The sequence below is a fragment of the Pseudomonas sp. efr-133-TYG-103a genome (assembly GCF_030209235.1).
In the GTDB taxonomy this organism is placed as follows: Bacteria; Pseudomonadota; Gammaproteobacteria; order Pseudomonadales; family Pseudomonadaceae; genus Aquipseudomonas.
Map to the genome: position 1 here is coordinate 103,810 of NZ_JARVSK010000013.1, position 22,612 is coordinate 126,421.

General features: G+C 54.3%; 18 protein-coding genes and 1 pseudogene. 5 read left to right on the forward strand and 14 right to left on the reverse strand.

Annotated elements, in window-relative coordinates:
• Positions 1-96: 96 nt before the first annotated feature.
• The 3 genes from QRN36_RS11870 to QRN36_RS11880 form a co-directional block, all read right to left on the reverse strand.
• Positions 97-771 carry an RraA family protein gene (locus QRN36_RS11870; protein ID WP_285424251.1) on the reverse strand — a complete coding sequence of 225 codons (675 nt, stop codon included), beginning with the start codon at positions 769-771 and terminating at the stop codon, positions 97-99.
• A 126-nt stretch (positions 772-897) separates the two neighbouring features.
• Positions 898-1,821, reverse strand: coding sequence for a 2-hydroxyacid dehydrogenase (locus tag QRN36_RS11875; protein WP_285424252.1), 924 nt, complete (start codon positions 1,819-1,821; stop codon positions 898-900).
• Positions 1,822-1,843: 22 nt separating this feature from the next.
• Positions 1,844-2,971: a mandelate racemase/muconate lactonizing enzyme family protein gene (locus QRN36_RS11880; RefSeq protein WP_285424253.1), complete on the reverse strand. Its 1,128-nt coding sequence runs from the start codon at positions 2,969-2,971 to the stop codon at positions 1,844-1,846.
• Positions 2,972-3,077: 106 nt separating this feature from the next.
• Here QRN36_RS11880 and QRN36_RS11885 point away from each other — a divergent pair, with 106 nt between their 5' ends.
• The gene (locus tag QRN36_RS11885) at positions 3,078-3,944 is read left to right on the forward strand and encodes a LysR family transcriptional regulator (protein WP_285424254.1); all 867 of its coding nucleotides are present in this window, start codon (positions 3,078-3,080) and stop codon (positions 3,942-3,944) included.
• 2,301 nt (positions 3,945-6,245) lie between these two features.
• On the opposite strand, the gene QRN36_RS11890 is transcribed toward QRN36_RS11885, so the two are convergent.
• The 6 genes from QRN36_RS11890 to QRN36_RS11915 all read right to left on the reverse strand — a co-directional run bounded on the left by QRN36_RS11890 (position 6,246) and on the right by QRN36_RS11915 (position 11,188).
• Positions 6,246-6,476 (reverse strand): AbrB/MazE/SpoVT family DNA-binding domain-containing protein, encoded by a 231-nt coding sequence (locus QRN36_RS11890; RefSeq protein ID WP_285424255.1) that lies wholly within the window; start codon positions 6,474-6,476, stop codon positions 6,246-6,248.
• An 858-nt stretch (positions 6,477-7,334) separates the two neighbouring features.
• A complete protein-coding gene (locus tag QRN36_RS11895) occupies positions 7,335-8,543 on the reverse strand; it encodes a Fic family protein (protein WP_285424257.1) in 1,209 nt (402 codons plus the stop codon).
• Between the two features lie 112 nt (positions 8,544-8,655).
• Complete coding sequence (locus QRN36_RS11900; RefSeq protein WP_285424259.1) at positions 8,656-9,306, reverse strand: hypothetical protein; 651 nt, start codon at positions 9,304-9,306, stop codon at positions 8,656-8,658.
• Positions 9,307-9,366: 60 nt separating this feature from the next.
• Complete coding sequence (locus tag QRN36_RS11905; RefSeq protein WP_285424260.1) at positions 9,367-9,993, reverse strand: BPSL0761 family protein; 627 nt, start codon at positions 9,991-9,993, stop codon at positions 9,367-9,369.
• Entirely contained in the window at positions 9,990-10,763 is a 774-nt protein-coding gene (locus QRN36_RS11910) for an NAD-dependent protein deacylase (protein WP_285424261.1), read from the reverse strand. The genes QRN36_RS11905 and QRN36_RS11910 overlap by 4 nt, the downstream gene beginning before the upstream one ends.
• A gap of 47 nt (positions 10,764-10,810) precedes the next feature.
• Positions 10,811-11,188, reverse strand: a complete 378-nt coding sequence (locus QRN36_RS11915; protein WP_373568740.1) for a hypothetical protein — start codon at positions 11,186-11,188, stop codon at positions 10,811-10,813.
• 326 nt (positions 11,189-11,514) lie between these two features.
• Between QRN36_RS11915 and QRN36_RS11920 the strand changes: the two genes are divergently transcribed.
• The 3 genes and pseudogenes from QRN36_RS11920 (at position 11,515) to QRN36_RS11930 (ending at position 13,458) form a co-directional block, all read left to right on the forward strand.
• Positions 11,515-11,829: a helix-turn-helix domain-containing protein gene (locus tag QRN36_RS11920; RefSeq protein WP_285424263.1), complete on the forward strand. Its 315-nt coding sequence runs from the start codon at positions 11,515-11,517 to the stop codon at positions 11,827-11,829.
• A 239-nt stretch (positions 11,830-12,068) separates the two neighbouring features.
• Positions 12,069-12,254, forward strand: coding sequence for a hypothetical protein (locus QRN36_RS11925; protein WP_285424264.1), 186 nt, complete (start codon positions 12,069-12,071; stop codon positions 12,252-12,254).
• Positions 12,255-13,229: 975 nt separating this feature from the next.
• Positions 13,230-13,458 (forward strand): annotated as a pseudogene (locus QRN36_RS11930) (helix-turn-helix domain-containing protein).
• A gap of 119 nt (positions 13,459-13,577) precedes the next feature.
• Here QRN36_RS11930 and QRN36_RS11935 read toward each other — a convergent pair.
• The 5 genes from QRN36_RS11935 to hrpB are packed head-to-tail and all read right to left on the reverse strand — an operon-like array spanning position 13,578 to position 22,043.
• Positions 13,578-14,006, reverse strand: a complete 429-nt coding sequence (locus tag QRN36_RS11935) for a hypothetical protein (RefSeq protein ID WP_285424357.1) — start codon at positions 14,004-14,006, stop codon at positions 13,578-13,580.
• Positions 14,006-16,057 (reverse strand): integrase, encoded by a 2,052-nt coding sequence (locus QRN36_RS11940; RefSeq protein WP_285424265.1) that lies wholly within the window; start codon positions 16,055-16,057, stop codon positions 14,006-14,008. Before QRN36_RS11940 ends, QRN36_RS11935 begins: the two co-directional genes overlap by 1 nt.
• Positions 16,054-17,988 carry a hypothetical protein gene (locus tag QRN36_RS11945; protein ID WP_285424266.1) on the reverse strand — a complete coding sequence of 645 codons (1,935 nt, stop codon included), beginning with the start codon at positions 17,986-17,988 and terminating at the stop codon, positions 16,054-16,056. Before QRN36_RS11945 ends, QRN36_RS11940 begins: the two co-directional genes overlap by 4 nt.
• Entirely contained in the window at positions 17,981-19,453 is a 1,473-nt protein-coding gene (locus tag QRN36_RS11950) for a site-specific integrase (RefSeq protein ID WP_285424267.1), read from the reverse strand. Before QRN36_RS11950 ends, QRN36_RS11945 begins: the two co-directional genes overlap by 8 nt.
• Before the next feature lie 55 nt (positions 19,454-19,508).
• The gene (hrpB, locus tag QRN36_RS11955) at positions 19,509-22,043 is read right to left on the reverse strand and encodes an ATP-dependent helicase HrpB (protein WP_285424268.1); all 2,535 of its coding nucleotides are present in this window, start codon (positions 22,041-22,043) and stop codon (positions 19,509-19,511) included.
• Between the two features lie 143 nt (positions 22,044-22,186).
• On the opposite strand from hrpB, the gene QRN36_RS11960 reads away from it, so the two are divergent.
• Positions 22,187-22,612, forward strand: a complete 426-nt coding sequence (locus tag QRN36_RS11960) for a polyribonucleotide nucleotidyltransferase (protein ID WP_093469165.1) — start codon at positions 22,187-22,189, stop codon at positions 22,610-22,612.

Below are 22,612 nucleotides of genomic sequence, written 5' to 3' on the forward strand. Positions count from 1 at the left end.
CTCCAGTCCAACGGCATGCCTCGGTTCGGGCGATCTAAAACAGAGCGGGCCGAGTAAAGGGCAGCGCGTAGCTGCCTATTTACTCACGGAGCGACACTAGGGTAATGCGCAGCCCTTTTGCCTGAGAGCAGCCAATACCCAACTGCGATCGTTTGTACCTTCAGCGATCTGCCTCATCTGCTTTTCTTCGGCGGCATGCTTGGCGGCTGCGCGGTCATAGACTTCAGCCACTTGATCGAATGGAACGCACAGCACGCCGTCCTCATCACCCATCACCAAGTCTCCCGGCTCAATAACCATGCCGTCGATAGCGATGGGCACGTTGATCTCGCCGGGGCCATCCCTGTAAGGGCCTCGGTGCGAAACGCCGGCGGCAAATAGTGGGAAGTCTCCTGCAGCAATGCTGGCGACATCGCGAATGGCTCCATTGACAATAATACCGGCGACACCGCGCTTGACCGCATAGGCCGCCATTATCTCGCCGAGTTGGGCATTCGTCAGATCCCCGCCGGCATCTACCACGATGACGTCGCCTGGCTCGGCTATGTTCAAGGCATAGTGCAGCATGAGGTTGTCGCCCGGGCGCGTCTTGACTGTTAGCGCAGGGCCGGCGAGCACACCTTTGCGGTGCATGGGACGCAACCGTGAACCGCCAGCGGTCATCCGGTTCATGGAGTCGCTGACATTGGCGACCGGAATCTCGCGGTATCGCGCGACCCAGTCTGCAGCGATTTTGCGTTGTGCTTTGAGAACTCTAAATCCGATGGTCATGGGCATTTCTCTTATGGACGTTGTGGGATGCCGTTGGAACAGTTAATCATGCAGAGTAAATAGTAGTTATAAGTGGTAGCCTCTTTACGGGTGAGGAGTGATTGATTACTAAGCCGGAGTTTGAAGTTACTTTACTGGGGTCAGTGGATCTTGACCGGCGAGCACCCTATGGATGTTATCCAACGCAAGGCGGAGCATGGCATGTCTGGTTTCTTCAGTCGCAGAGCCCACATGCGGGGTAAGAACCACATTGTCCATCGCGGCTAGCTTGGAACCGAGAAGTGGCTCTTTCTCGAAAACATCCAGCGCGGCGCCTCGTATGGTATGACTTTCCAATGCATCAATTAGGTCAGCCTCACATACAACAGTGCCTCGTGAAACATTAATCAACATGCCATTGCTGCCTAGGCAAGAAAGCACCGCACTATCGATGAGATGACGAGTATCTTCACCTCCCGGGCAGCTTAATATGAGAATGTCAGCGAACGTCGCGAGCCTCTGTAGATTATCCATGAAGGTGTAGGGCGAATTGCTGATCTGTTCTCCACAGTAGGCAATATCTACATCGAATGCAGCTAAACGGCGCGCTATGCCTTGGCCAATACGGCCGAGCCCTACAATGCCTGCTTTTTTCCCTGCCAGACTTAGCGTCAATGGGAAGTTTTGGGTTTCCCATGTTCCGCTTCTGACGAATCGGTCAGCGGTCGGTATACGCCGTAAAAGCGATAACAGTAGCCCAATTGCAAGTTCACACACGGCCGCGTCCAAGACACCAGGTGTATTGGTCACTACCACGCCGGCGTCGCGCGCCGCTTCGAGAGGGATGCCGTCAAAACCCACTCCCGACGTCGAAATTATCCGAAGTTTTGGCAGTCCGATTAACTCAACAGGGAGTTGGTAACTGCTACGCGTCAAGACTGCCACTATGTTTTCGGACAGAGCCGGATTTCGCTGCAGATCCTCTACCGAATATCGATTTAGCTCTCGGTCAATGACCTGTTGTTGAGCAGTAGGAAATTCGCCGACCTGGAGTACGTTTGGTAAGGACATAATGTGCTCGTAGTATCGGCGCTTATCGGGAAACCGTGGTCCAGCGGCCATATTTGGCAACTTGGGATTCGTCGAAATTGAAGCCTAACCCCGGCGATTGGTGAAGCACGACGCGTCCGTCCTTTTGCGTCATCTGACGATCCAGCAATCGCCGGAAGTTCAGCACTTGGTCGTCCCAGAAAAATTCGACGTATCGAGCATTCTGGGTAGCGGCTACCAACGGAGCGTGTACATCATGGAACCAGTGCGGGCACATTTGGATGGCATAGCCTGAGGCCATTGCCGCGATTCGGCGCCATTCAGTAATGCCACCGCACACCGCAGCGTCAGTTTGAAGAATGGAGGCACCCCCCATGTCCAACAGTTGTTTGTGGTACCAGCGACCGTAACCAATTTCGGCCGTTGCTACAGGGATTCGGGTTAGTTTTGCCAGGCGAGCATGACTTTCGATGTCGTCCGGACTGAAGGGCTCTTCGATGAAATAAGGGTCATACTGCTCGAAGCGTTGCAGGTACTGCATCGCTTGAACGGTGTCGATCCATCCATTATTGCAGTCGAGCATCAGTTCAACGTTGGGGCCAATCGCTTCGCGAGCAGCCTTTACTCGTGACTCTTCACCTGCCGGGTTCCAGCGACCCGTTTTCATTTTGACGGCCTTGAACCCCTGATCTACATAACTCGCCATCTCGTCGCCAAGGTCGCCTGCGGTCTTGCCGTCGACGTAATACCCACCACTGGCGTATGCAGGCACGGTTTCCAGGTCAACGGCCCCCAGATATTTGTGCAAAGGCAGATTGACCGTTCGGGCATTCAGGTCCCAAAGTGCGATGTCCAATGCGCTGAGGGCTCGCATGACGGTGCCCATGCGACCCTGCAGCAGCGCTTCCTGGTACATTTCCTGCCACAAACCTTCGACCGCCAGGGATTCCCGGCCAAGAATTACCGGTGCCAGCAAGTGCTCCACTGCCACGCGAAAGAGCTCGCCAGCAGCATTCCCGACATAGCAGAACCCGATGCCTTCCACGCCATCGGTACTGCGAATCTTGACCAGGCCGTAGTGACGATCGACCACGGTACGGTTTGAAAGATAGGTCACTTTATCCAGTGGGATGCGAGCAACGCAGACTTCGACGGATTGGATGGTCGCCACAATGTTTCCTCAGACTCTTCGGTGGGTGCAGTCCGGACACTGTGCCTCCCCTTTGAAATCCAAAAAACCCGTAGTTACCGCGTTCAGATAACGTAAGATACGTCGAATGGATACAAAATTTCTCAATAGCTTCGTCGCTGTGGTTGAAAGCGGCTCGATCGCCGGCGCTGCACGCAGACTGAATCTGGCGCCTACAACCATTACTCAACAAATGAAGGCGCTGGAAGTCGATATTGGCTGTGAACTGCTCATGCGTGTTGGCCGAACAGTGAAGCCAACAGTCGTAGGTGCTCGAATCGTCGAACAGGCGCGAGATATCCTTCGAGGGGTGAGAGATTTGCGTTCCGCTGCGTCCGATACTGCATTACCTGCAGGGCCGTTGCTGTTAGGCGCTACGCCCACCGCATTAATGGGGTTGCTTCCCGCTATCCTTCGGCGATGGATGGGTGCCTATCCTGCGACGCAGATATTCATCGAACCTGGGACGTCCGCAACGCTTCTGCAAAGAGTTATGTCTGGGCAACTGGATGCGGCCATCATAGTCCATCCCTCCTTCCCACTGGACAAGACATTCGCTTGGCAATCTCTCAGAGAGGAGCCGCTGATCCTGCTCACTCCATCGGAAATGAAAGTCCATGACCCCCTGCACACGGCGTCAAGGGAGCACTTCATCCAGTACGACAGAAACGTGGTCGCTGGCCGGATGGCCGATGATTACTTGCGCAGCCACAATATTCAGCCAAAGGTACTTTTCGAGTTGGACGGTATCGAGCACATTGCTCAGTTGGTCGCGGAAGGGTTTGGCGTGTCGATTCTTCCAGACTGGCCGGTGATGGGTCCGCCTGACACCCGCACTAAGCGCTGGAGGCTTCCGGGTCCGTGCCCTTCGCGAGAGGTGGGACTGATTTGGCTGCGGCAATCGGCGCGTTCACCGCTCGCCAGAGCCCTTTTCGAATTGACTAGCTGCCCATGATCCGAGGCTTGGATAAATCGTATGCCATGCCTGCCCTTGTCGTAAGCAACTCAACTGTGTCTCCACTGTGTTGCAGAGACCGTTCTTGAACGGGGCCGTTTTGCATGCTGGGTAGGTGAGCTTAAGTCGTTCTGAGCAACTCAGAGCGAGGTTGATATGTGGCAATGCTCAATACGATCTATCGCCATCTCTTTGGAAGAAAGGTGGCAAGAGGGCGCTGCATCGTGCTCGGTCGCTTAGTCAAAACGCGTGAAACGGGCCTGTGGCCGCTTCTGGCCGATTGCAGACGCCCATCAACGCACCACTCCAGCAGTGTAGTCGGCAATCACATCAGCAGGATTTCCCCCAGATGAGGGCATGGTTCCGAGCGTATCAAAGCGGCGGAAGCGAATGTATCGTCAGCTCGTCAAAGCACGGAAGGAGTCGGGATATGGACAGTGAGCGAGAGATTGAGAAATGGAGTGCCGGATGGATGATCGTCGCTGGACGAGCGGTATGTACTTGCTGTCTTGAAAGCCAGGCGCTGGAGGATTGTGAAAGTCTGTTTTCACATGCACCCACATGCGAGGCTATCGATGAGCACGCCAAGCATCCGTGGGTTGCGCTGCACCACATCCTAGATCGCGCGAGAGGGTGAGTCGCACTTTCGCCTCTGAGGCCCGTCTTCAAGTTGAGCGGGTCTAAGGCGGAGAGCTTAGGGCAGCTATCGACCCGCTAGTGCCATACCGGTTTTCATCGCATCATTCTTGGAAATCTTGCGCTTCCCTTTCGTACCAGACGGATATCTAGGAAAGCGCTACGAAGAGGGAATCTCACGGACTTGGGCCATCACACCTTCGCCTAGAGTTCAGAATTCCAAGGAAGAAGTGCGCTATGCGAATGCCGAACAAGACATATTTGGAGGACTATACATCAAGCCGGGCGAACACACCTGGGCGAAGATCCGAGAGTTAGATAATAAACTGCGACACACCTCGCAGCCGTTGCCTCTTTGGATTATTAATACCACCGTACTACCCAAACAGATGGACCCAGATGAGAAGAGCATCTTTGAGCTTACACCCTTAAGCTATGGCTCTTAAGTTTCGGGCTACCTATCCACCTCAAAATATCTCGACATTTTACCCGAGATTCCAGCCTCGGTTCGTGCTTCTGCAGCCGCCGATTTTCAGGGTTTGGGACTAGCCATTGGCGTCAGTTACAGTGGATAAGCACTGCGGTCCCTGCGGCTCGGTGGGGCGTAACTGTTGATGAGCATAAGTTTGGAGACGATGTCGGAGCTATCCGGCCGAGCGATGGCGGTGGATCTGACAATCTCGGGCTGATCAGTCTGGTACGTCGCGGGGTGCGCGATAATATCCTCGTCGATGCCGAGGCAGACATGGAGGGGCGATTCGAGGGGCTTTGCTGGGATCGTGAGGTGCTCAACAGAGCGGGTTACGATCTAGAGTTCGATATGCTGGATTAGTTCGCAACGTTGTGCGCGCAACGCTATGCCGAGCGCCATGGTAAGCCTACTGAGCCAAAACGTGCTTACAATGTCAGCGCATGGAATAATCCAGTGATTAAAGGTCGGATCGTGTCCCTTCCGAACAAAGTCCAATCCGGCCAGTTACCAGAAATGCATATCTGACTTGTAAAATTGGCTTGGGACCAGGCAGCGGTGCATAGGGCACTGAATGCTAAAAAATGCGAAATCGCGGAGTACCCGGTTTCTTGTATTGGTAGTTTATCATGCGCACCAATCCTATACCGATACAGCGAAAGAGCAATATCAACTTTTCCCCCACCTTACTACTGCAGGTGCAACTGGGCTTGGCGTGAACTCGGTCGATCTGCCGCTTCTCAGTTGGTGATGACCTCGGAAGGATTAACAATGAATAAGCGGCCGAACACGGCTCAAGGGACCAAGCAGCCTTTGATTTATGGCGTCCCAGATCGTCAGGCAGTATCTCGTCCCGCATCTGGTAGCTAAATCGTCATTCGCATCATCTGCCAACGACGGTTTCAGTTCGACAGCGCGCACATAGGACAAGGCGCTGTCGAACCGCGTACGCGTCTGGTTAGGGACGAATTTCAGTAATACTCGGGCTTGATCTCATCACCAATCACTGCAGGGTCGAAAGGCTTCCGGCTTTGAGAACAAGGCGCGTCGGTTGTAATTGATCGTCTGGAACGCAGTATCCCAGAAAGGAGCCATCGGCAGACACTAGGATGCCGATGCCTCCCTTTGTTCAATCGCACGCGGCACGGTCGATGTGCTCCCTAAACTAGTTTGCTGAACTCCACGCGAAGTAGCCTTCATTCAAGCCCTGGATCTCTCCTGTCCCAAGCTTCCACCAGTTCATCAATCCTATCGGGTAACTTGGGTGTCTTCGAAAGCACCAGGCACCTTGTGTTCCCGATGAGCTCTTCGAGAAGATAAACCGAGTCGCCTACGTCCAGTCCAAACTCTTGGAGAGCCTCGTCAGGGATGCGAATCGCACCATCTCCATTCCAATCCTCAATGACAACCTTAAATGACGTTTTCATGGTACTCATGCTCCCGAATACTGACTGCGTGGTTCGGTAGGTTCACCGGTAAGCTAAACCGCTAAAGGCGTTATTTTCTCAGAAACTTTTCCCCCAGCCGATTCGCCCCGTAATAGCGCTTGCCATCCTTTCGCATGCACCAGGGATTGAAGAATTCGCGCAGGTGAGGAGGTTCGGCATTGGGATCGTCCAGGAGTCGCTGACGGACAGCCTTACGATAGCGTCTGTGCCAAGATTGCTTGTCGAAACGTTCGCTGACCGCTGTGGTGATGCCGCAAACCGGAGTCCTGCGTCGACTTCTGCTCATGATTGGACCAAGGCTGATGAAGCACTCGATTGAGTGCCTGCCCTGGATTGCAGAGCTGGTCAGGTTAACAGGGTAAGGTAGGGCCGAACAATTCAACCGATGGAAATGGCCATGATCAAAGATGATAACGCCCCCCTGTTCCGCTTTTCGCAGCTTGCATTATCGATCCACCCTCAGCCTCGTGCGCAGTGATACCCCGTCTCGCCGATAAGCAGATAGCCCCAAAAATGGTGGTTGCTTCCACTGTCGTTAATTTTTTCTGAGTGCTTGGGTCCTATTTTAAAAAAATCTTGGCTCGGTTAAAAAAATCTTGCCAGAAGCAGGGTAAAAATTAGAAAGCTCGTGGGCTCCTCCATTTGATCAAGCTGATGGGGCCGATGGATATCGATGCAAAGGGGCCCGCATTTGCTCAACCCGTTACCCGCAGGGAACAGATCAATGGCGCGATTGCAGTGTCGGAGGAATTTTCGCAAACAATTATTCTCCCTGCAGCCGGCAAATTTCGCGGCGTGTCTGACTTATGGTGAGTGTGTCCTAGATAGAACGCTGATTTATCCATATCCTGCCGGTTGGGATGAGTCAAACAGACCGGGGAATATGGTCATGGTAAAGTGCCAAGGCAGCTTGATCGAAACTCGCCCATGCTCGTCTATGGCGACCTGACCCTCGCTGCTCATCTGGCTGAGCAAGTCGTGTGTTGTGGATTCGCCGAGCCCCATCCTGGCTTGGATCTCTAGATAACCCATCGAGCTGCGCTCAAGCAGACTGCGGTAGACATACAGAGCTTCGATACGCAGTATTGGTAGCGCTAGCCCACTTGCCGTTGGAAGCGCGGACTGATGACGCATTTGAAAGTAGTGGTCGACACGGCGGGTAAGCGTGCGAGGCTCTAGAAGCGCGCTGACAAAGCGCACCTGATCCAGTGCCGTCGTGATGAAATACTCGGTGAATTTGAGCAAGCCGCTGTCGGAAAGCTCGCCACGCCCGTCCAGATCGCCTTTCCGGACATGGTCGGCAGCTTTTAGGGCGCTGTAATAAGCATCGACATCACGGCCAAATCCGCGATTCATCGTCCACAATCCGTAGCTCTTTAGGCCGCCAGCTTTGAGATATTCATCAGTGAACAGTCGGCCTGTCCTTCCGTTTCCATCGATAAATGGGTGCAACCAGGCAAGGCGATGGTGCGCACCCGCTGCAGCCATCAGCGGTGCCAGACCATGTAGCCGATTCAGCCGATAAGCATTTTCAAACCAGGTCAGGAAAGACCCGATCCGTTCTGCCGAAGGCGGAATGTGATGCCCTACGCTCACACCCCGAATTCGAATTTCTCCAGGTATCAGTTGTGTGGTTTCGCCGCAAGCGTCGACCTTGATGTACAGATGTTTCTCGGAAAGCCCTCTGTAAAGCTCACGATGGAAGCGGCTGATCGATTCACGGGTGGTGATTTCCGATGCATCGATCGGGTCGTCGGAGAGCCGAGCCTGAGCTTCGATGTGACGTTTGATTTCCAGTAAATCCCGCGCTGCTTCATCGTCTGCTGGGCTCATCCGAGCACGCAGTACATCGGCAGGCGACGCCAGGTTTCCCTCGATCTTGTTGCTGTAGTACGAATTCACCTGACGTTGCAGATGGATCATTGGAGCGCGTAGCGATCTGGGGATATTGGCGTTCAGCGCAGCGTCGAGCTCGATAAGCTCTGCAACGGCCTTCTTGAGCTCCTCTGGAGCTCTATCCTCGGTGACATAAGGTGCCAGTGTCATTTGTTGACATAGCCTTCAATGAAGCCCGGCCAATCTGAAGTCGCCCTGTTCATTTGGAAAAACCGAAGTCTTCGTGGGAGAGATGCGTATCTTGGTTCAGACACCTCTTCCGCTAGCCGTGAATGATCCCTAAGACTGCATGGCGGGCCGCATCAAGGACTTTATCGGGCTCTGAGTTGAGCAAAGTTTTAGGAGCCTTGCCTCCTAGATAGCTGTTGGTGTATCCAAACCAGCAAGCCATCGACCACCCATCCTTCTTAGTGGCAAGGACAGTGATGATTTCACTCAATCTCTCAACTGGCTCATACGAGCAGGCAGGGTCAAGGGCGTAGCTTGGGAACAACTGGACCCCTTTGTGGTTGAAGCTGAAAATCCGTCCGTCCGCTTCCCATAGAGCCAGCCGCTGACCGAACTCCAGCGGCCCGGCACCGGCGAGTGCTGCCAGATCATGGACGGTAAGCCAGTCGCCACTGGTGATGATTGTATCCAGCGTCTGGGAGAGCATCTTCGCCAGTGTCAACAGCGATCTTGCATTCCCAGTGCCCTCTGAGAGGGATGGAGGTTCGTCCTCTTCTTCACATGAAGGCTGTGTTGGCGCAGGTATGACCCGGTTCAGGATGTCGATAGCGTCAAGGTATGCCTCCATTGCAGATGAGGAGTATCGGCCATCAAGATCGATGGTTAACCGGATAGTGCCTTGTCCTTCAGGTGCTAAGACATCGCTCGGTGTGGATCGGCTGACCTTGATTCTGTTAGTAGGCATTGAATTACTCCCTTCGGCGATACTCACGACCTGCTCAGATCGTTCCAAGCGAGATACACCTCATTGGTACATGCCGTATTCGATACGCATCAAAACGTACATGACCTCTTTGAATTCGTGGGGGTCGCCCATCAGCGTGCAGGGCTCTCGCCTATTCAGACTTCGGATACGACTCTCAAACCAGGTGCTTGCCCTTGCTCGAGATCCCAGCACCACAGTAGCGCGTGAGAGAACCGCCGCTCTGGCTGATGTGAAGCAGCGATACTCGACACTCAAGCAACCAACCCCTGTCGAGTGCGCGTGCCCCAATATTTGAAGATCGACCGCCAAGCGCACTCCTTCTGTGCCGGAGATGGGCTGCAACTTGGGCACAAAGACCGAAGCCGGTGGAGCAATGGGCTCCGGCGTATCGCGCTCCGTTGGATCACAGAAAAATGGTTCGAGAAGAGGCCAAGTCGCCAATGCTGGATGCAGAGTTTGAGGGCTTACAGGAAGCCTCGAAATTTCATCCTGCCTGATCGCCTCGCATCGTCCAGCCAGTCTCACGGCTTGTGGAGTGGGGTAGTGGCGGAGGAGTTGTTTGGCTTGATCCCGGACGTTGTCGGGTAATGATCTATCTCGCGAAAGCATCGCCAAGAAACTGCCCGTTTCAATTACGCTAAGTGTCCGCTCGTCGGGTGTGGTCACTGCGGTTGCTCCGCTCGAGGGACTAGGGCAATAAGCTTCGGCAGGACCTCGGTGGCTTTCCCGATGAGCATTAGCTCATTCGGCTCGGCGGTACTGACATCCTCCGTGTTGACGTGAATGACGGTTGCGCCAGATGACAACGCAAGCCGCGGGATGTCAGCCGCAGGAGTGACGATCCCGGATGTGCCTACGGAGATCAGCACGTCGCAGTTTTTTACCAATGCGACCGCCGATTTCCAAACGTCTGACGGCAAATCCTCGCCGTACCAAACGACGTTGGGCCTTAGTTTTCCACTGCACCTTCCACAGCGCGGCGGCTCGATCAGTGCTCCTTCGGATGGGATGGGTATTTGATGCTCGGGCAGTGTTCCTGGTCGATGGCACGCAAAGCACTTTGGCGTACACAGGCTGCCGTGCAGATGCAGTACATCGACAGAGCCGGCTCGCTCATGCAAATTATCAACGTTCTGCGTGATGACAGAGAGTTTTCGGCCTGTGGCTGCTAATTGGCCGACGGCAAGATGGGCAGCGTTTGGTGGGGCATTGGTAACCTGCTGCCGTCGCCATAGATACCATCCCCACACGAACGGTGGATTTTTGCGAAAAGCGTTCGCCGTTTCTAAATCCCGCGGGTCATGCTGCGCCCAAATCCCGGTCAACGGGTCACGGTAGGTGGCAATGCCGCTCTCGACCGAAATGCCTGCTCCCGTGAAAACTACGACCTCGCGAGCATTCGATAGGGCCCGTGCTGCATAATCGAAATCTGACATCAGAAGTCCTCAGAGGCTGAGCCGTGGGGATCAAACGGTGCTGGGTCTCACTTAAAACTCACATCTGATGTAGATGATGTCTTCAAATAGAGGGGCGCATACATCCTAGGGCCTGCAACCGCGCGATGTGACTCCGAGATCCGTGGTTGATGGTTTGCCAAGCGCTTTTTCGAGAACCATACCTTCGATGTTTTCTTCATCCGGAGGTCGAGCGCCCCAATTTTGTAAATGCCCTGCGCCGTGCGATACACCACGGCACTTTCTTCGGTTGTGATGCCTTGATAACAAGTGATTTGGTCAAGCTCCACCAAGCTCCATTTGTCGGAACGAGTCAGGGCTGGCGGGCATAGCATCTGCACGTGACTGATCTCAACGTCGGGTGCGGCAGTCATATAGTGCTGAAGTTCATACGCACAGCTCACCATCGCTGCGCGGTCACTTTCCCCCGTTCGGGCAGAGGTGATTGTGAGCAAAAAGCCTAAGCCTTCTAATTCGCAATGCGACCTTGTGAACACCGTCTGCTCTGTAGGATCAAGAATGTAGATCAATTGCTACACCATCCCCGAATAGCGTGATGATTTCTTCTTGGGAGTCTGAAACAAGCACTAGCTTTGCTCTCATCTAAAACGGCAGGCGAACGCGTGACGGAGTGATTGATATGGAGTGGAGCATAATTTTGCCATATATGCTGCATACAGCATAGTGCCTACGTCACTGATAAGGCTCCATCGTTCCTTTTGTGGATAAGCAAATGGAACGCAAACTGGCGTTTGGGTCTGCACTCAGAGAGGTGCGATCACGAAAAGAGATATCGCAGGAGCAGCTTGGTGCGAGTCAATCATTCGTCTCCACAGTCGAGCGTGGAATCCGCAGTCCAACCATTGAGAAAATGGAGGAGTTCGCTGAACGGCTTGGGGTCAATCCAGCAACATTGATAATCGTTATGCAGGTCGGCCTTGATGGCGACGCAGATGCCCTGTTAAAAAAGGTAAAGGACGAGATCAAGGCCTTGAGAAAATCTTCATGCTCTGAGATGGCGGTTGGTCCCGGAGAGAGCCTCGCCTAGCCCATGCCGCCATGCTATAGGATATCATCCTGCTCTGGCCCTGGGCGGAGACCAGGCGGTAGCCAAGGTTATCAAACAAGATGGTTTTGGTTATGACGTACATTAACTTGCCCAGTGATCAGCAGTCTGCGATCAGCGAGGTTGATGAGACCCCGCTTCGGGCAGCGGTGCGAAAGTGCTTAGAAAAAGAGTGTGTAGGCCCCGTGCATCGCCTTGGTCTCAATAGCTGTGGACCTTACGTGGCTACCAAGCTCCAGCGGTTCGAACAAACGATCGCTGAGTACAGCCAGGCCAAAGCCCATGCTAAACGCGAACGCACTCGGCAGGATGCGCTACGTGCCGGCAGTGACCTCGTCCACGCCGTGCAGGAAATGAAGGGCGGCTCGAAGTTGAGCGCCAAGAGGGGGAGCTTTTTTCATCGATGATCAGATCCTCCCGCCATACCATCTCAGCAAGCGGCTCTCAGTGCGGGTGCCATTCCGCTGGCGAGCGTCTCATTCTGCTGACTGGAAATATGGGCAACTGACCTTCGCCTACGATTTCTCGCCTCTGCCCGACTATGCCCAGCTATCGTCCTGACGTAAGCCCAGCGCTGCCCAGGTCGCGAGGGCTCTGGAAAGTCGCCTGCACGAAGAATGGGAGCGTCTGAAGATGCAGGCTCTATTCTCCCTGAGAGAGTTTTTTCGCAAAGGTGGCGATGGCGGTGCTGTACCTGAGATGTTCACGGTTAGACCGAGCAGCCACGGCGGAGGCCTGAATAACTTCAGCTGCAATTTTTGGCGGTCCGCACAAACGGCGTCCGAGCTTGAGCAAATCACCAGCCATTAAGACCAATGGCTGACGTCAAAATCGACCGCTCGCCATTACTATGCGGACGTCCCGTGGCACATTGAGCTGCACCTTCACGACCACATCGCCCCGTATTACGCAAAGCCAGGACGCTGAGCGTAGTCGTGGGATGCCATTGATTATCTAGGAGTGGATAATGAAAAAGGGACAAGCAGCCACTAAAACACCAAGCCCTAAACCCCAAGACTTTCTACGAGCCAGGCTTCCGGAGCAGTTCTCAGATTCTTTAAAACTACGAGAATCGACCATTCACCGCTCCGGGCTAGAGTACCATTTCGACCCTTCGCGAAAAATATAGGGTAGCGGCGCACGTCGATGATACCAAAACCTAGGCCATCCAAACGCTTGGCGTGAGGATCCCGCAGTTCACGAGTCGTGACTCATGTAAGCGTTTACTCACGAAGCAGTTAATACAGACGGCTGTCAAAGCCGATCGAGCCTGATTTCAATGAGTCACCAAAGCAGCGAACATCCAAAAATGCGGACTATAGTCAGTGGCTCGTATGTCCGCAAACGCAGGATAGTGCCGCCTCAGCAGAATTGAGACGGTCATGGATAAGTTGGCGAAAGCGTTAGGGAGACACTCCGAACGGGGAGAAAAGCCTGCCAAATTTCTCAGGATGCACTGGCGCTGGTCTGCAATATCGACCGCAGCTATGTAGGCCGGATCGAGCGTGGCGAGGTAAACATACCGTCGAGAAGCTGTATCGCATCGCAGCTGTGCTTGCATGCGAACCATCAGGCCAACCGCCTCAGGCGTCAGAGCTGCATCCTTTCTGATTGGTCATGGTGTTCAAGAAGGCTCGATATTACTAGTGCTGCTAGCTCCAGTTGATTATCAGTCCAACCAGTTGGAGATTTTTCTGGCGCATGTGACGCTGCCGGCGACGCCGGGTCCATTAATGATGCAACTGAACCTGGCGCGACTTGTTTTGACGCTCGCTTACCTCCAGCTCTCTGACGCGCGCCCATAGCTGAAGGTTCTGCGTGAGCACTCGATCACGCTGCGAACTGACCATCGCCAACTCTTTTTCTAAAAGCATTACCTTATCTTCCAATTGTTTGATGTTTTTACCAATTGAAGCGTTACGATCCTTGTAGACTTCAGTACGCGAGGCTTCGATCTTAGCGAGTATAGGCAAATGAGCTTTTCGAGACTTTTTCAGATAACCACGATCGAAACCAGCTTCGTGACTTACTATGCTGGCGGTGAGTTTCGACAGATCTAAACCAACATGCTCGGGCACAACAGGATTTCCAGCCAAGAGACGCTGCAAGGCTTCCTCACAAGCGTACAACCCCTTGCCTACTCCGACTCCAGACTTCATCATTCAACCTCCACTGAGTCAATCAAACGAGCTTTAAAAGCAGTCAAACGCTCAATATCACCCTCCAGAATTTGATATTCGCCCGAGTCTGCCGCGTAACTGCACAACTCATCTTTCGCATCGGCAATCGCCGCATTAACCTTGTCGGGCTTTATGATCGCACCCTCACATGATAGGCATTCCGAGTAGTCACCGAGCAAAAATGAGTCGCAGCGGCCAGCCTTGGTACAACCACCAAGCAGTGTCGGACGGTAGTTAACTGCACCGCTTATTACCCTTTTTTCGGTGTCAGCGCGCACATCTTCAATCTGAATCTCACCCGCTTTGACCCGCTCTTTCTGTTTCTCCATGTATGAGCCAGTGCCGCCGAACAGCGGCTCTTCATTAAACAGAAGATCGGCAATCAACTGGTTCGCCACCGACATAGGTATGGCCGTCTGATACTCGAGGGCGAAGTGGTTACTCGGGAGAACGAAGTCTTTTTTCTCGTCGTCATAGTAGCCAAAAATGGTACGCAGATTTTCGTAGTGGTTGCTATAATAGCGCGCCATCTCATTCGTCATTTGTTTGAACTGCACCCGCAGCGTCGGCAACGAAAGAAACCCGCTGCTGCTGCCATAGAATGCCAGTGAGCGACGATACTGATGACTGGTTAGCGGCCAAGCCTGTCCCACAGCAAACTCTGGCTCATTATAAAAATCGCGAGAAGGGTCGCTCTGCGCCAGTTCTTGCAAGTCCTCTTCCCGGATCGACAGTCCGTGCAAAGCAGTTCCTTCTGTCGTTCTACTCGGAAAATCCGTCACGCTAACCTCGGTACTGCTCCGCGAAAAACCAACAATAGAGGGATTGAGAAATAGGGGGCAGCGGGCATCCAACTCAATTTTGTAGAGCTTGGCGAGTCCGCGACAAATCGCTTGGGCAACTTCGACCGCCCTGACGACCTCCCCCGGGGCAAACCATGCGCCTACTTTCTTGTAACCGGTGAACTTCGTGGTCGTGGAGAGCACGTTTACTGACTGCGGCTTATCGCGTTCAATGCCTTGATCATCGACGACCTTCGGCCGGATGACTTGGTCTGATAAACAGTGATAGGGCATTCGCATTACCTCTTGATCACGCATGCCAGTATAGAGGTGGATCACCGTTTTCACGACGTACTGCATCTGGATCAAGACCCGTTGCAGGTTTCTCTTATGAGGGCACTCAAACTCACCGGCAAACACTGAGGTCAGACAGTGGTTGTTGATCGCTTGTCCCATGTCGGGCCGCCAGTGTGCCTTACCACCGAGCTTTCTACATTTCTGATCATGATGACTAATGCCGTAATGCTCATCGGCGAAACAGACGATAAAAGATTCGAAAAGCCCAACGCCTACATAAAGTTGATCGAGCAGGTCGCCAATAAGATTAATGAGGTTCAAATAGATTCGCGTCGGGATGACGGGATGCTGTTTGCTGTCGGGCCTATCGCGGCCGACGCTGGCGGGATTGAGTGAGATATAACCCAGCCGAGCTTCGCTCACCCTCGCCAAACCTTGCAGAATCCCAGCAAGAACTTTTTTACTAAAGCTAGCCTGACCTATGAAAGCCATCAGGTAGACTGGTACGGTAAAGAGCTGCTTTAAGGATAACACGCCGACCATGGGCTTCTGCTTTTGCTCATCGCAGAAACGTATAGCGAGACGCAGAACCCTCCAATACTGATTCAATGTGCTTACACTCAGTTTACCGAGTCGCCCACCACCTGCAAAATAGATCAGGCAGTACAACATATGTTTAACTTCTTCAATAAGCACTTGCTGCGACTGTTCTGGTACATCGAACACCATATCAAACCGGATCTTGTTGATTTTCCTTGCACTGAGCCGGTATGGGTTAAAGTCCCACACAGACTCACCGTACACCGCCGTGGCATTACCGTACTCATCACGACAGAGGACAAAACCGGATGCTGGCTTGCCATAGAATTGCGGCGCCTTATCCGGCTCACTGGCAGGCAGAAACTGGCCGCTGGAAAAAAGACTTCCAATTGACTGAACAACAGTGTTCAAAATACCACCCCCATTTTCTCATACCGACTCAAGCGTTTTTCCCAGAATAGCGTGAGCTCACCGTATTCAAACACTTTGACCTTAATCGTTTCGACCAGTCGCTTAACCGCATCCGAATGTTCGCCAAGCGCTTCAAGGATGAACTCGATTCGGATCGACAGTTCTTTGTAGAGAGCTTCTGCATGGGCGGTATCGCGCGCTGTTTTACGCACCGCATTGATCACATACTGCAAGCTTACAAGCTTGTGTAGGTCTTCCTCATCGCTGTGGCAGATAAAGTGCTCGCAGTACAAGCAGCCGTATTGGCTGCGGCAATTCGGTTCAATTGACGCAGAGCCCAAACCTCGTGAAGGGATCGGATGATTGAACCCGTTACAGTGACCCGCTCCAGTCGCTATTACGTTTTCTACGGGCCTCTGGCTGCGCTCACGCACGACCTGAGCAGCATGGTGTACGGACCTCCAGAACTGCCCGAGCTCAGCTTCTTGCTGCTCGGGCGTAGCCTCCGAATAAGTCGAAAGATTGACGGCTCCGCTGTGATTCAAGGCAGTCGCTACTGCGGACGGCGATACGCCCGCAGTGTGCATCCCAAGACTCTTACACTTACGCATTTTGCGTGGCGAGAGTCTTGGCACTTTGGGGTCAAGGAAGATACCGCTGATGCTCGCAAAGAAACTAGACAACGCCCCGGATAACTTAATATCCGGAAACTCAGGATCGGCGCTTGCGAGTTTGCCACTCGCGGGCATGGAAAAGAATAGAGCCTCTTGCGATGCGCCATTCAGAATCCACTCACGAAGCTTCAGGTACTCCTTGAGTAGCGGCAAACCCGAGTACCTCCCGATGTTGTAGCGGGTCGCCTTCCCGCCCGCCCGGAATTTCACAGCCGACAACTCTTTCTTGATTGGCGATTTCGCAACGTCTAGAGCGTCTGCATAGCTAAACTGCTGAAATTCTGCTGGCGTGGCGCCCGTAATCATCACGAAAAGGCTCGCATAGGCTTTCGCGGCCAGCCCCGCCACTTGAAGTCGAAATCTGCAGCGATTGTCTTCGTTAGCCGCATTCAAGTTCGCCTTCGCCTTTGAAAGCGCGCGCTCTGCTACTGATTTAACAGGTCGCGTTCGGCCCATTTTTTCAACAGTTTCCTGGAACTCTTCGACCGTCGCAATTCGTCGCTCGACGGCATTATATAAAGGCAGCGATTGTCTGAATGGACCGACACTCCCTTGATTCGATGGAAACACAACCACCTCATAGTCCCTGCAAGTCACGACGAAAGGATAGGGCTGGTTGTTCAGGACGAAAGCACTACATTGCTGCGCAATTGCCAAGCAAACATCCCAGTATGTCTCAACATGGGTAGCGCTGGCTGCAGCCGAACCACTTCTGGAACGGATCGTGACTGCCCCAGCGAGAATAAGGTAGCTGTCTTCTGGATAAAGGTGTTCTATAAGCTTAGAAACAACCACCTGAATATTTCTCGCAGTGAGGGGCTTCCATACCTGATGGGCTATTTGATGATTCAGGTGCGCAGTAAAGTCTAAATAGGCTTGCTGGGCATGCCCTGCACTGGCAAACACCTCTCTGTAGCCGCACATGTTCAGCCAGTCGATAAAATATTCCATAGCTCTTAATCGCGTTAGCACAGTCGTACCACGCTGACCGACAAAAGATTCCAGCAGTCTCACAATCAATTCACGGCGACTTTCAACAAAAGACTCAATAACCACCGGCGTGCCGCGATCATCAAACACGCTGTCATTCTTGCCACGAATGACATAAGCAAAACTGCCAATATCAAAAGGTTTCTTCCTAACCCTGGAAGACAACTGCAAACGCAAACGCTCAGGCTCGGCAAACTCTTGGGCAACTTCACTCAGCGTAATAACCCGCGTATCAGTACGATGCTCGAACTGCTGACGACTATTCATCGTTCGCCTCCACTTTAAGCACCGCATAGCCGCCATTGAACAACTTACTCTCCCATATCTCTTGAGCAACGACCTTTTCATGAGTCATCTTGAACAGCTTTAGATAGTTTTCCGTTGTTTCCCTAGACTCGTGATGCATACGCCTCTGAATAAAGTCAATGTCTTCACCCGGCTTCATCGTTCCTTCGTTAACCAATACCTGCAAGCGCTGATAAAGCTGAAATCCAAATGTCGCTCGCAGCCAGTGATATGTGAAGTCTTTCGGGAATGCGCCATAGTCTTTTGTGATCAACTTACGTTTAATTGTTTCAGTTACCTGCCCTGTCTGCGGCGACTTAACAATTGTATAGCGCGGGTCACTTTCCGCCATATAGTAGCAATTACCTTGATCGGAGAGGAATAGATAAATATCATCCTCAGCTATTGAAAGACCAGGATGACTGACTTCTAATTTAGCGAAAAACTTCTCTCGCCTTTTTTTCATCATCGGGCTTTTAGACAGAGTAACCAGCTCTTCCGCAAGTTGCTTCGGCACATACAAAACCTGTGGTTTGTCGTATTTCGTATCTATGCCTGTACCGGGGCCGGCATGTAATTTATAGTCGCCCCCAGACTGCAGCTTATCCTCTGTAAATCCCTTCAAATGCTTCAAGCGCGTGGTCAGAACCGTTTGTTTGCGGGCACCAGTCATGAGCGCGGTCATCAAGATTAAGCGCTCAACCACAGACCAGTCGTTTTCATTGCGAACGGCGGCAAGAAACGCACCCAACTCACGATTTGAAAGAGGCCTAAGATCTTCACCATCCTCCCGAACGAAACCTAGCGGTACTGAACTAACCGGCGCCGTGCGCCGCGTTTGACTGCGTTTTTCTGTATTTAAGATCTTAGTGCCTTTAGAACCTTGGAAGACGATACGCACCTGCTCGATCGTATCGACCCGCTTCATGTCTAGGTCGTGCCAATGCTCGGAAACGTACGTGTAAAAATGATAGACAGCATAGGTATATTGGTTAATCACCTGATTACTCCGATGGCCATCGTTAATCAGGTGATAAAAGTATTTGTAGGTTGGGCGATGAGGAGGTCGAGCACCGGAAAAGTCTTTCCAATCCAGACCTTCGTCCTCACAAAACAGGAGATAATCAAGCAGTTTGCTTGCACGACGTCGAGCGTCATCAGTACGTCGATTTAGCGGAGACTTGTCACGCATTAGACTGAGCAAGTAATCGTTCGCTTCGTGCCAGGGCTCGCCGTTCGCATGAAATAGAATAGGGAAGTTGAACAATTCCCGATCATGCCCGCCTCCGACTTCATCAAGCTGGAAGACTAATCCGGAGTCATCTCCGTTGAGCCCCAGGCTGACCGACCCGGGTGGAGCTTTGTAGACATGCAGACTGGCGAAGACGTCACGCAGATGCGGAATGAGAATCAGTCGATTTTGGTGAAGCGGATTATTATAGGACATTGCTACCTCCCCATCTGAGAAGAGTAGTCAAGCCTACATGTTAAGCAATTTCAAATTACTCCTTATCTGTCAACCTGCTCTTGTTAAGCGATTCAACCCATGGGTCCATCTTATGGAATAGTTTGGGATAACGCCCCTTCAGATCCTTCTTGACCTCGGCGTAGGTGTTGCGCCAGAAACTGGCGAGGTCCTGGGTGACTTGCACGGGGCGTCGGGCGGGCGAGAGCAGATGCAGTTTGACGATCTGCCGGCCATTGGCGATGCGTGGCGTGTCCGCCAGACCGAACAGCTCCTGCAGGCGCACCGCCAGAATGGGCGGGTGTTCACTGTAATCCAGGCGCACCGATGACCCGGATGGCACGCTGAGGTGATGCGGCGCCTGTTCGTCCAGGCGCTGCGGCAGCGGCCATGGCAGTAGGTTATGCAGGATCGACGACAAGTCGAGGTTGCCGAAATGGCTCAACCGCGTGACCTTTCCCAGATACGGCAGCAGCCATTGTTCCAGGCGTTCCAGCAGGGCTTCGTCGCTGACGTCCGGCCATTCGCTGGTGCCCGGCTTCTCCAGATCGAGTTGGCGCAACAGTCCGACCCGCGCCTGCCATTGCCGCAGTTCTGGCGTCCACGGCAGCATTTCCAGCCCCTTGCGTCGCACGAGGGCAAGCAGCGCCTGGCCGCGTGCCGAATCATCCAGCCCGGTCAGCGGCTCGCGGCTGATGATCAATTCGCCGGCCTTGCGCTGACGCTCAGCGCGAAACACACCCTCGCGCTCGTCCCAGTCCAGTTGGTCGAGCTGAGTCACCTGTTCGGCGAGCACTGAATCGAACAGCGCAGGATCGAACTCGGCCGCCAGATAGATCCGTTCTTCGCGCTGGCCTTGCCGGCTGCCCAGATCGGCGATCACCAGCCACGGCTCTTTCATCAGCGCATCCGGCTCGCCGAACAGCGCCGCACGCCCATTGGCCAGACGGTATTCTGCGCCACCTTCGCGTCGCTGCCGGGCAACCCGGTCGGGATAAGCCAGCGCGAGCAAGGCGCCAAGCCAGCGAGGATGATCGGGATCGGCGACGACCTGCTCCGGCGGGCGTCTGAGGTAACCGCGGTATTGTCGCGAAAGCTGCCTGGCACGCTGCACGCCTCCCTGCGCACCCCGCGCTGCACGCTCAGTTCCTGCGAGCAGGGTCAGCCTGCTGTGTAGATCGGCGCCGGCACCGCGCAAAATATCGCGTTCCCCCAGCAGCGCCGCGACGTCGCACGCCAGCGCGCCAAGCCCCAGCTCCTGACCGCGCAACAGTAAATGAGCGATGCGCGGGTGGGCGGGCAATTCCGCCATCGCCTGTCCGTGGGCGGTGAGTTTCCAGGCTTCGCCCGACGTGCGAACCAGCGCACCGAGTCGCGCCAGCAAATCACGGGCTTGCGCATAGGCCGCCGCCGGTGGAGTGTCCAGCCAGGCCAACTGGACAGGCTCTACGCCCCAGCGCGCCAGTTGTAGCGCCAGGCCAGCGAGGTCGGCCTGAAGGATTTCCGCCGTGCCATAGGCCGCCAACTGATCGTGCTGCGCTTCAGACCACAGGCGATAACACACGCCCGGCTCCAGACGCCCTGCCCGGCCCGTCCGCTGAGTAGCGCTGGCCCGGGAAATGCGCTGGGTATCCAGACGCGTCATGCCACTGCCCGGATCGAAGCGCGGAACACGCGCCAGACCGGCATCGACCACCACACGCACGCCGTCGATGGTCAGGCTGGTTTCGGCGATATTGGTCGCCAGCACCACTTTGCGCAGGCCCTTGGGTGCGGGCTCGATGGCTGCGCGCTGGGCGTTCAGATCCAGCTCGCCATGCAGCGGACACAGCATCACGTCGCTGCGCTCGCCCAGCGCGTCGGCCAGCTGCTGATTGACCCGCCGTATTTCTGCTTGCCCGGGCAAGAACACCAGCAGGCTGCCTGACTCATTGCCCAACGCATCGAGGACTGTCTGCACCACCCGTGGCTCAATGAATTCGCTCGGCACAAAAGGTCGCCCCCACTGCATGGTCACCGGAAACATGCGCCCTTCGCTGCTGACCACCGGGGCGTCGTCGAGCAGGCTCGACAGCCGCTCGCCTTCGAGCGTGGCTGACATCAACAGAATCTTCAGCGCTTGCTCATCGCGAAACAGCGCGCGGCCATTGAGGCTGAGCGCCAGCGCAAGATCAGCGTCCAGGCTTCTTTCATGGAATTCATCGAATATCAGCAGGCCCACGCCCTCAAGCGAAGGATCGTCCTGCAGGCGGCGGGTGAGAATGCCCTCGGTGACCACTTCGATGCGCGTGTCGGGGCCAACCTTGCTGTCGAGCCGGATGCGGTAGCCCACGGTCTGCCCCACGCGCTCCCCAAGCTCCGAAGCCAGCCGCTCGGCTGCGGCCCGTGCGGCGAGGCGTCTGGGTTCGAGCATCAGAATGCTTTGCCCCTGCAGCCAGGGCTCGTGCAGCAGAGCGAGCGGCACGCGCGTGGTCTTGCCCGCGCCGGGTGGCGCTTCAAGCACGGCTTCGTCACGTTCGGCGAGGGCCTGGCGCAAGGCAGGCAAGACGGCATCAATAGGCAGAGAATTCATGGCGGCTCCAGAAACAGGCTGCCGATTATACGGAGGCGGCCGCTGCTTTGTTTGCCGTGACAACGAACCGTCGCGCAACTCGGATAGTCTTATTGATTAGGCATTTGCCTTGTATAGTTGCGACTTCCTCTGAGGAGATCCCCATGCGCATTCCTTCGCGTTTGATCGGCGGCGTTCTGGTTGCCAGCCTTCTGACTCAGCTGACCGCTTGCGGCAGCATCTTTTATCCTGACCGGCGTGGACAGATTCAAGGCAGCGGCCGGATGGACCCGGCAATCGTCGTCCTCGATGCAATCGGTCTGCTGTTCTACATCATCCCCGGCGTGATTGCCTTCGGCGTCGACTTCGCCACCGGCGCGATCTACCTGCCAAGCGGCAAGCAGGCACAGATCGATCCCGAGAAGCTCGAACCTGCGGTTCGCACCGACGGCACAGTCGACAATGCCAAGCTGCAGGCCATCATTCAGACCGAACTGGGCCGCACGCTGCCACTGGACGATCCGCGTCTGATCCAGCACAAAGGCAGCACCGAGCAGTTGGCGTCGCTGGGCCTGGTGCCCTCCGCCTGA

Bases quoted from the DNA above. Each gene is read 5' to 3' on its own strand.
- QRN36_RS11870 (WP_285424251.1), bottom strand. From the start codon at position 771: ATGACCATCGGATTTAGAGTTCTCAAAGCACAACGCAAAATCGCTGCA.
- QRN36_RS11875 (WP_285424252.1), bottom strand. From the start codon at position 1,821: ATGTCCTTACCAAACGTACTCCAGGTCGGCGAATTTCCTACTGCTCAA.
- QRN36_RS11885 (WP_285424254.1), top strand. From the start codon at position 3,078: ATGGATACAAAATTTCTCAATAGCTTCGTCGCTGTGGTTGAAAGCGGC.
- QRN36_RS11890 (WP_285424255.1), bottom strand. From the start codon at position 6,476: ATGAAAACGTCATTTAAGGTTGTCATTGAGGATTGGAATGGAGATGGT.
- QRN36_RS11895 (WP_285424257.1), bottom strand. From the start codon at position 8,543: ATGACACTGGCACCTTATGTCACCGAGGATAGAGCTCCAGAGGAGCTC.
- QRN36_RS11900 (WP_285424259.1), bottom strand. From the start codon at position 9,306: ATGCCTACTAACAGAATCAAGGTCAGCCGATCCACACCGAGCGATGTC.
- QRN36_RS11910 (WP_285424261.1), bottom strand. From the start codon at position 10,763: ATGTCAGATTTCGATTATGCAGCACGGGCCCTATCGAATGCTCGCGAG.
- QRN36_RS11915 (WP_373568740.1), bottom strand. From the start codon at position 11,188: ATGGTGAGCTGTGCGTATGAACTTCAGCACTATATGACTGCCGCACCC.
- QRN36_RS11920 (WP_285424263.1), top strand. From the start codon at position 11,515: ATGGAACGCAAACTGGCGTTTGGGTCTGCACTCAGAGAGGTGCGATCA.
- QRN36_RS11935 (WP_285424357.1), bottom strand. From the start codon at position 14,006: ATGAAGTCTGGAGTCGGAGTAGGCAAGGGGTTGTACGCTTGTGAGGAA.
- QRN36_RS11945 (WP_285424266.1), bottom strand. From the start codon at position 17,988: ATGAATAGTCGTCAGCAGTTCGAGCATCGTACTGATACGCGGGTTATT.
- QRN36_RS11950 (WP_285424267.1), bottom strand. From the start codon at position 19,453: ATGTCCTATAATAATCCGCTTCACCAAAATCGACTGATTCTCATTCCG.
- hrpB (WP_285424268.1), bottom strand. From the start codon at position 22,043: ATGAATTCTCTGCCTATTGATGCCGTCTTGCCTGCCTTGCGCCAGGCC.
- QRN36_RS11960 (WP_093469165.1), top strand. From the start codon at position 22,187: ATGCGCATTCCTTCGCGTTTGATCGGCGGCGTTCTGGTTGCCAGCCTT.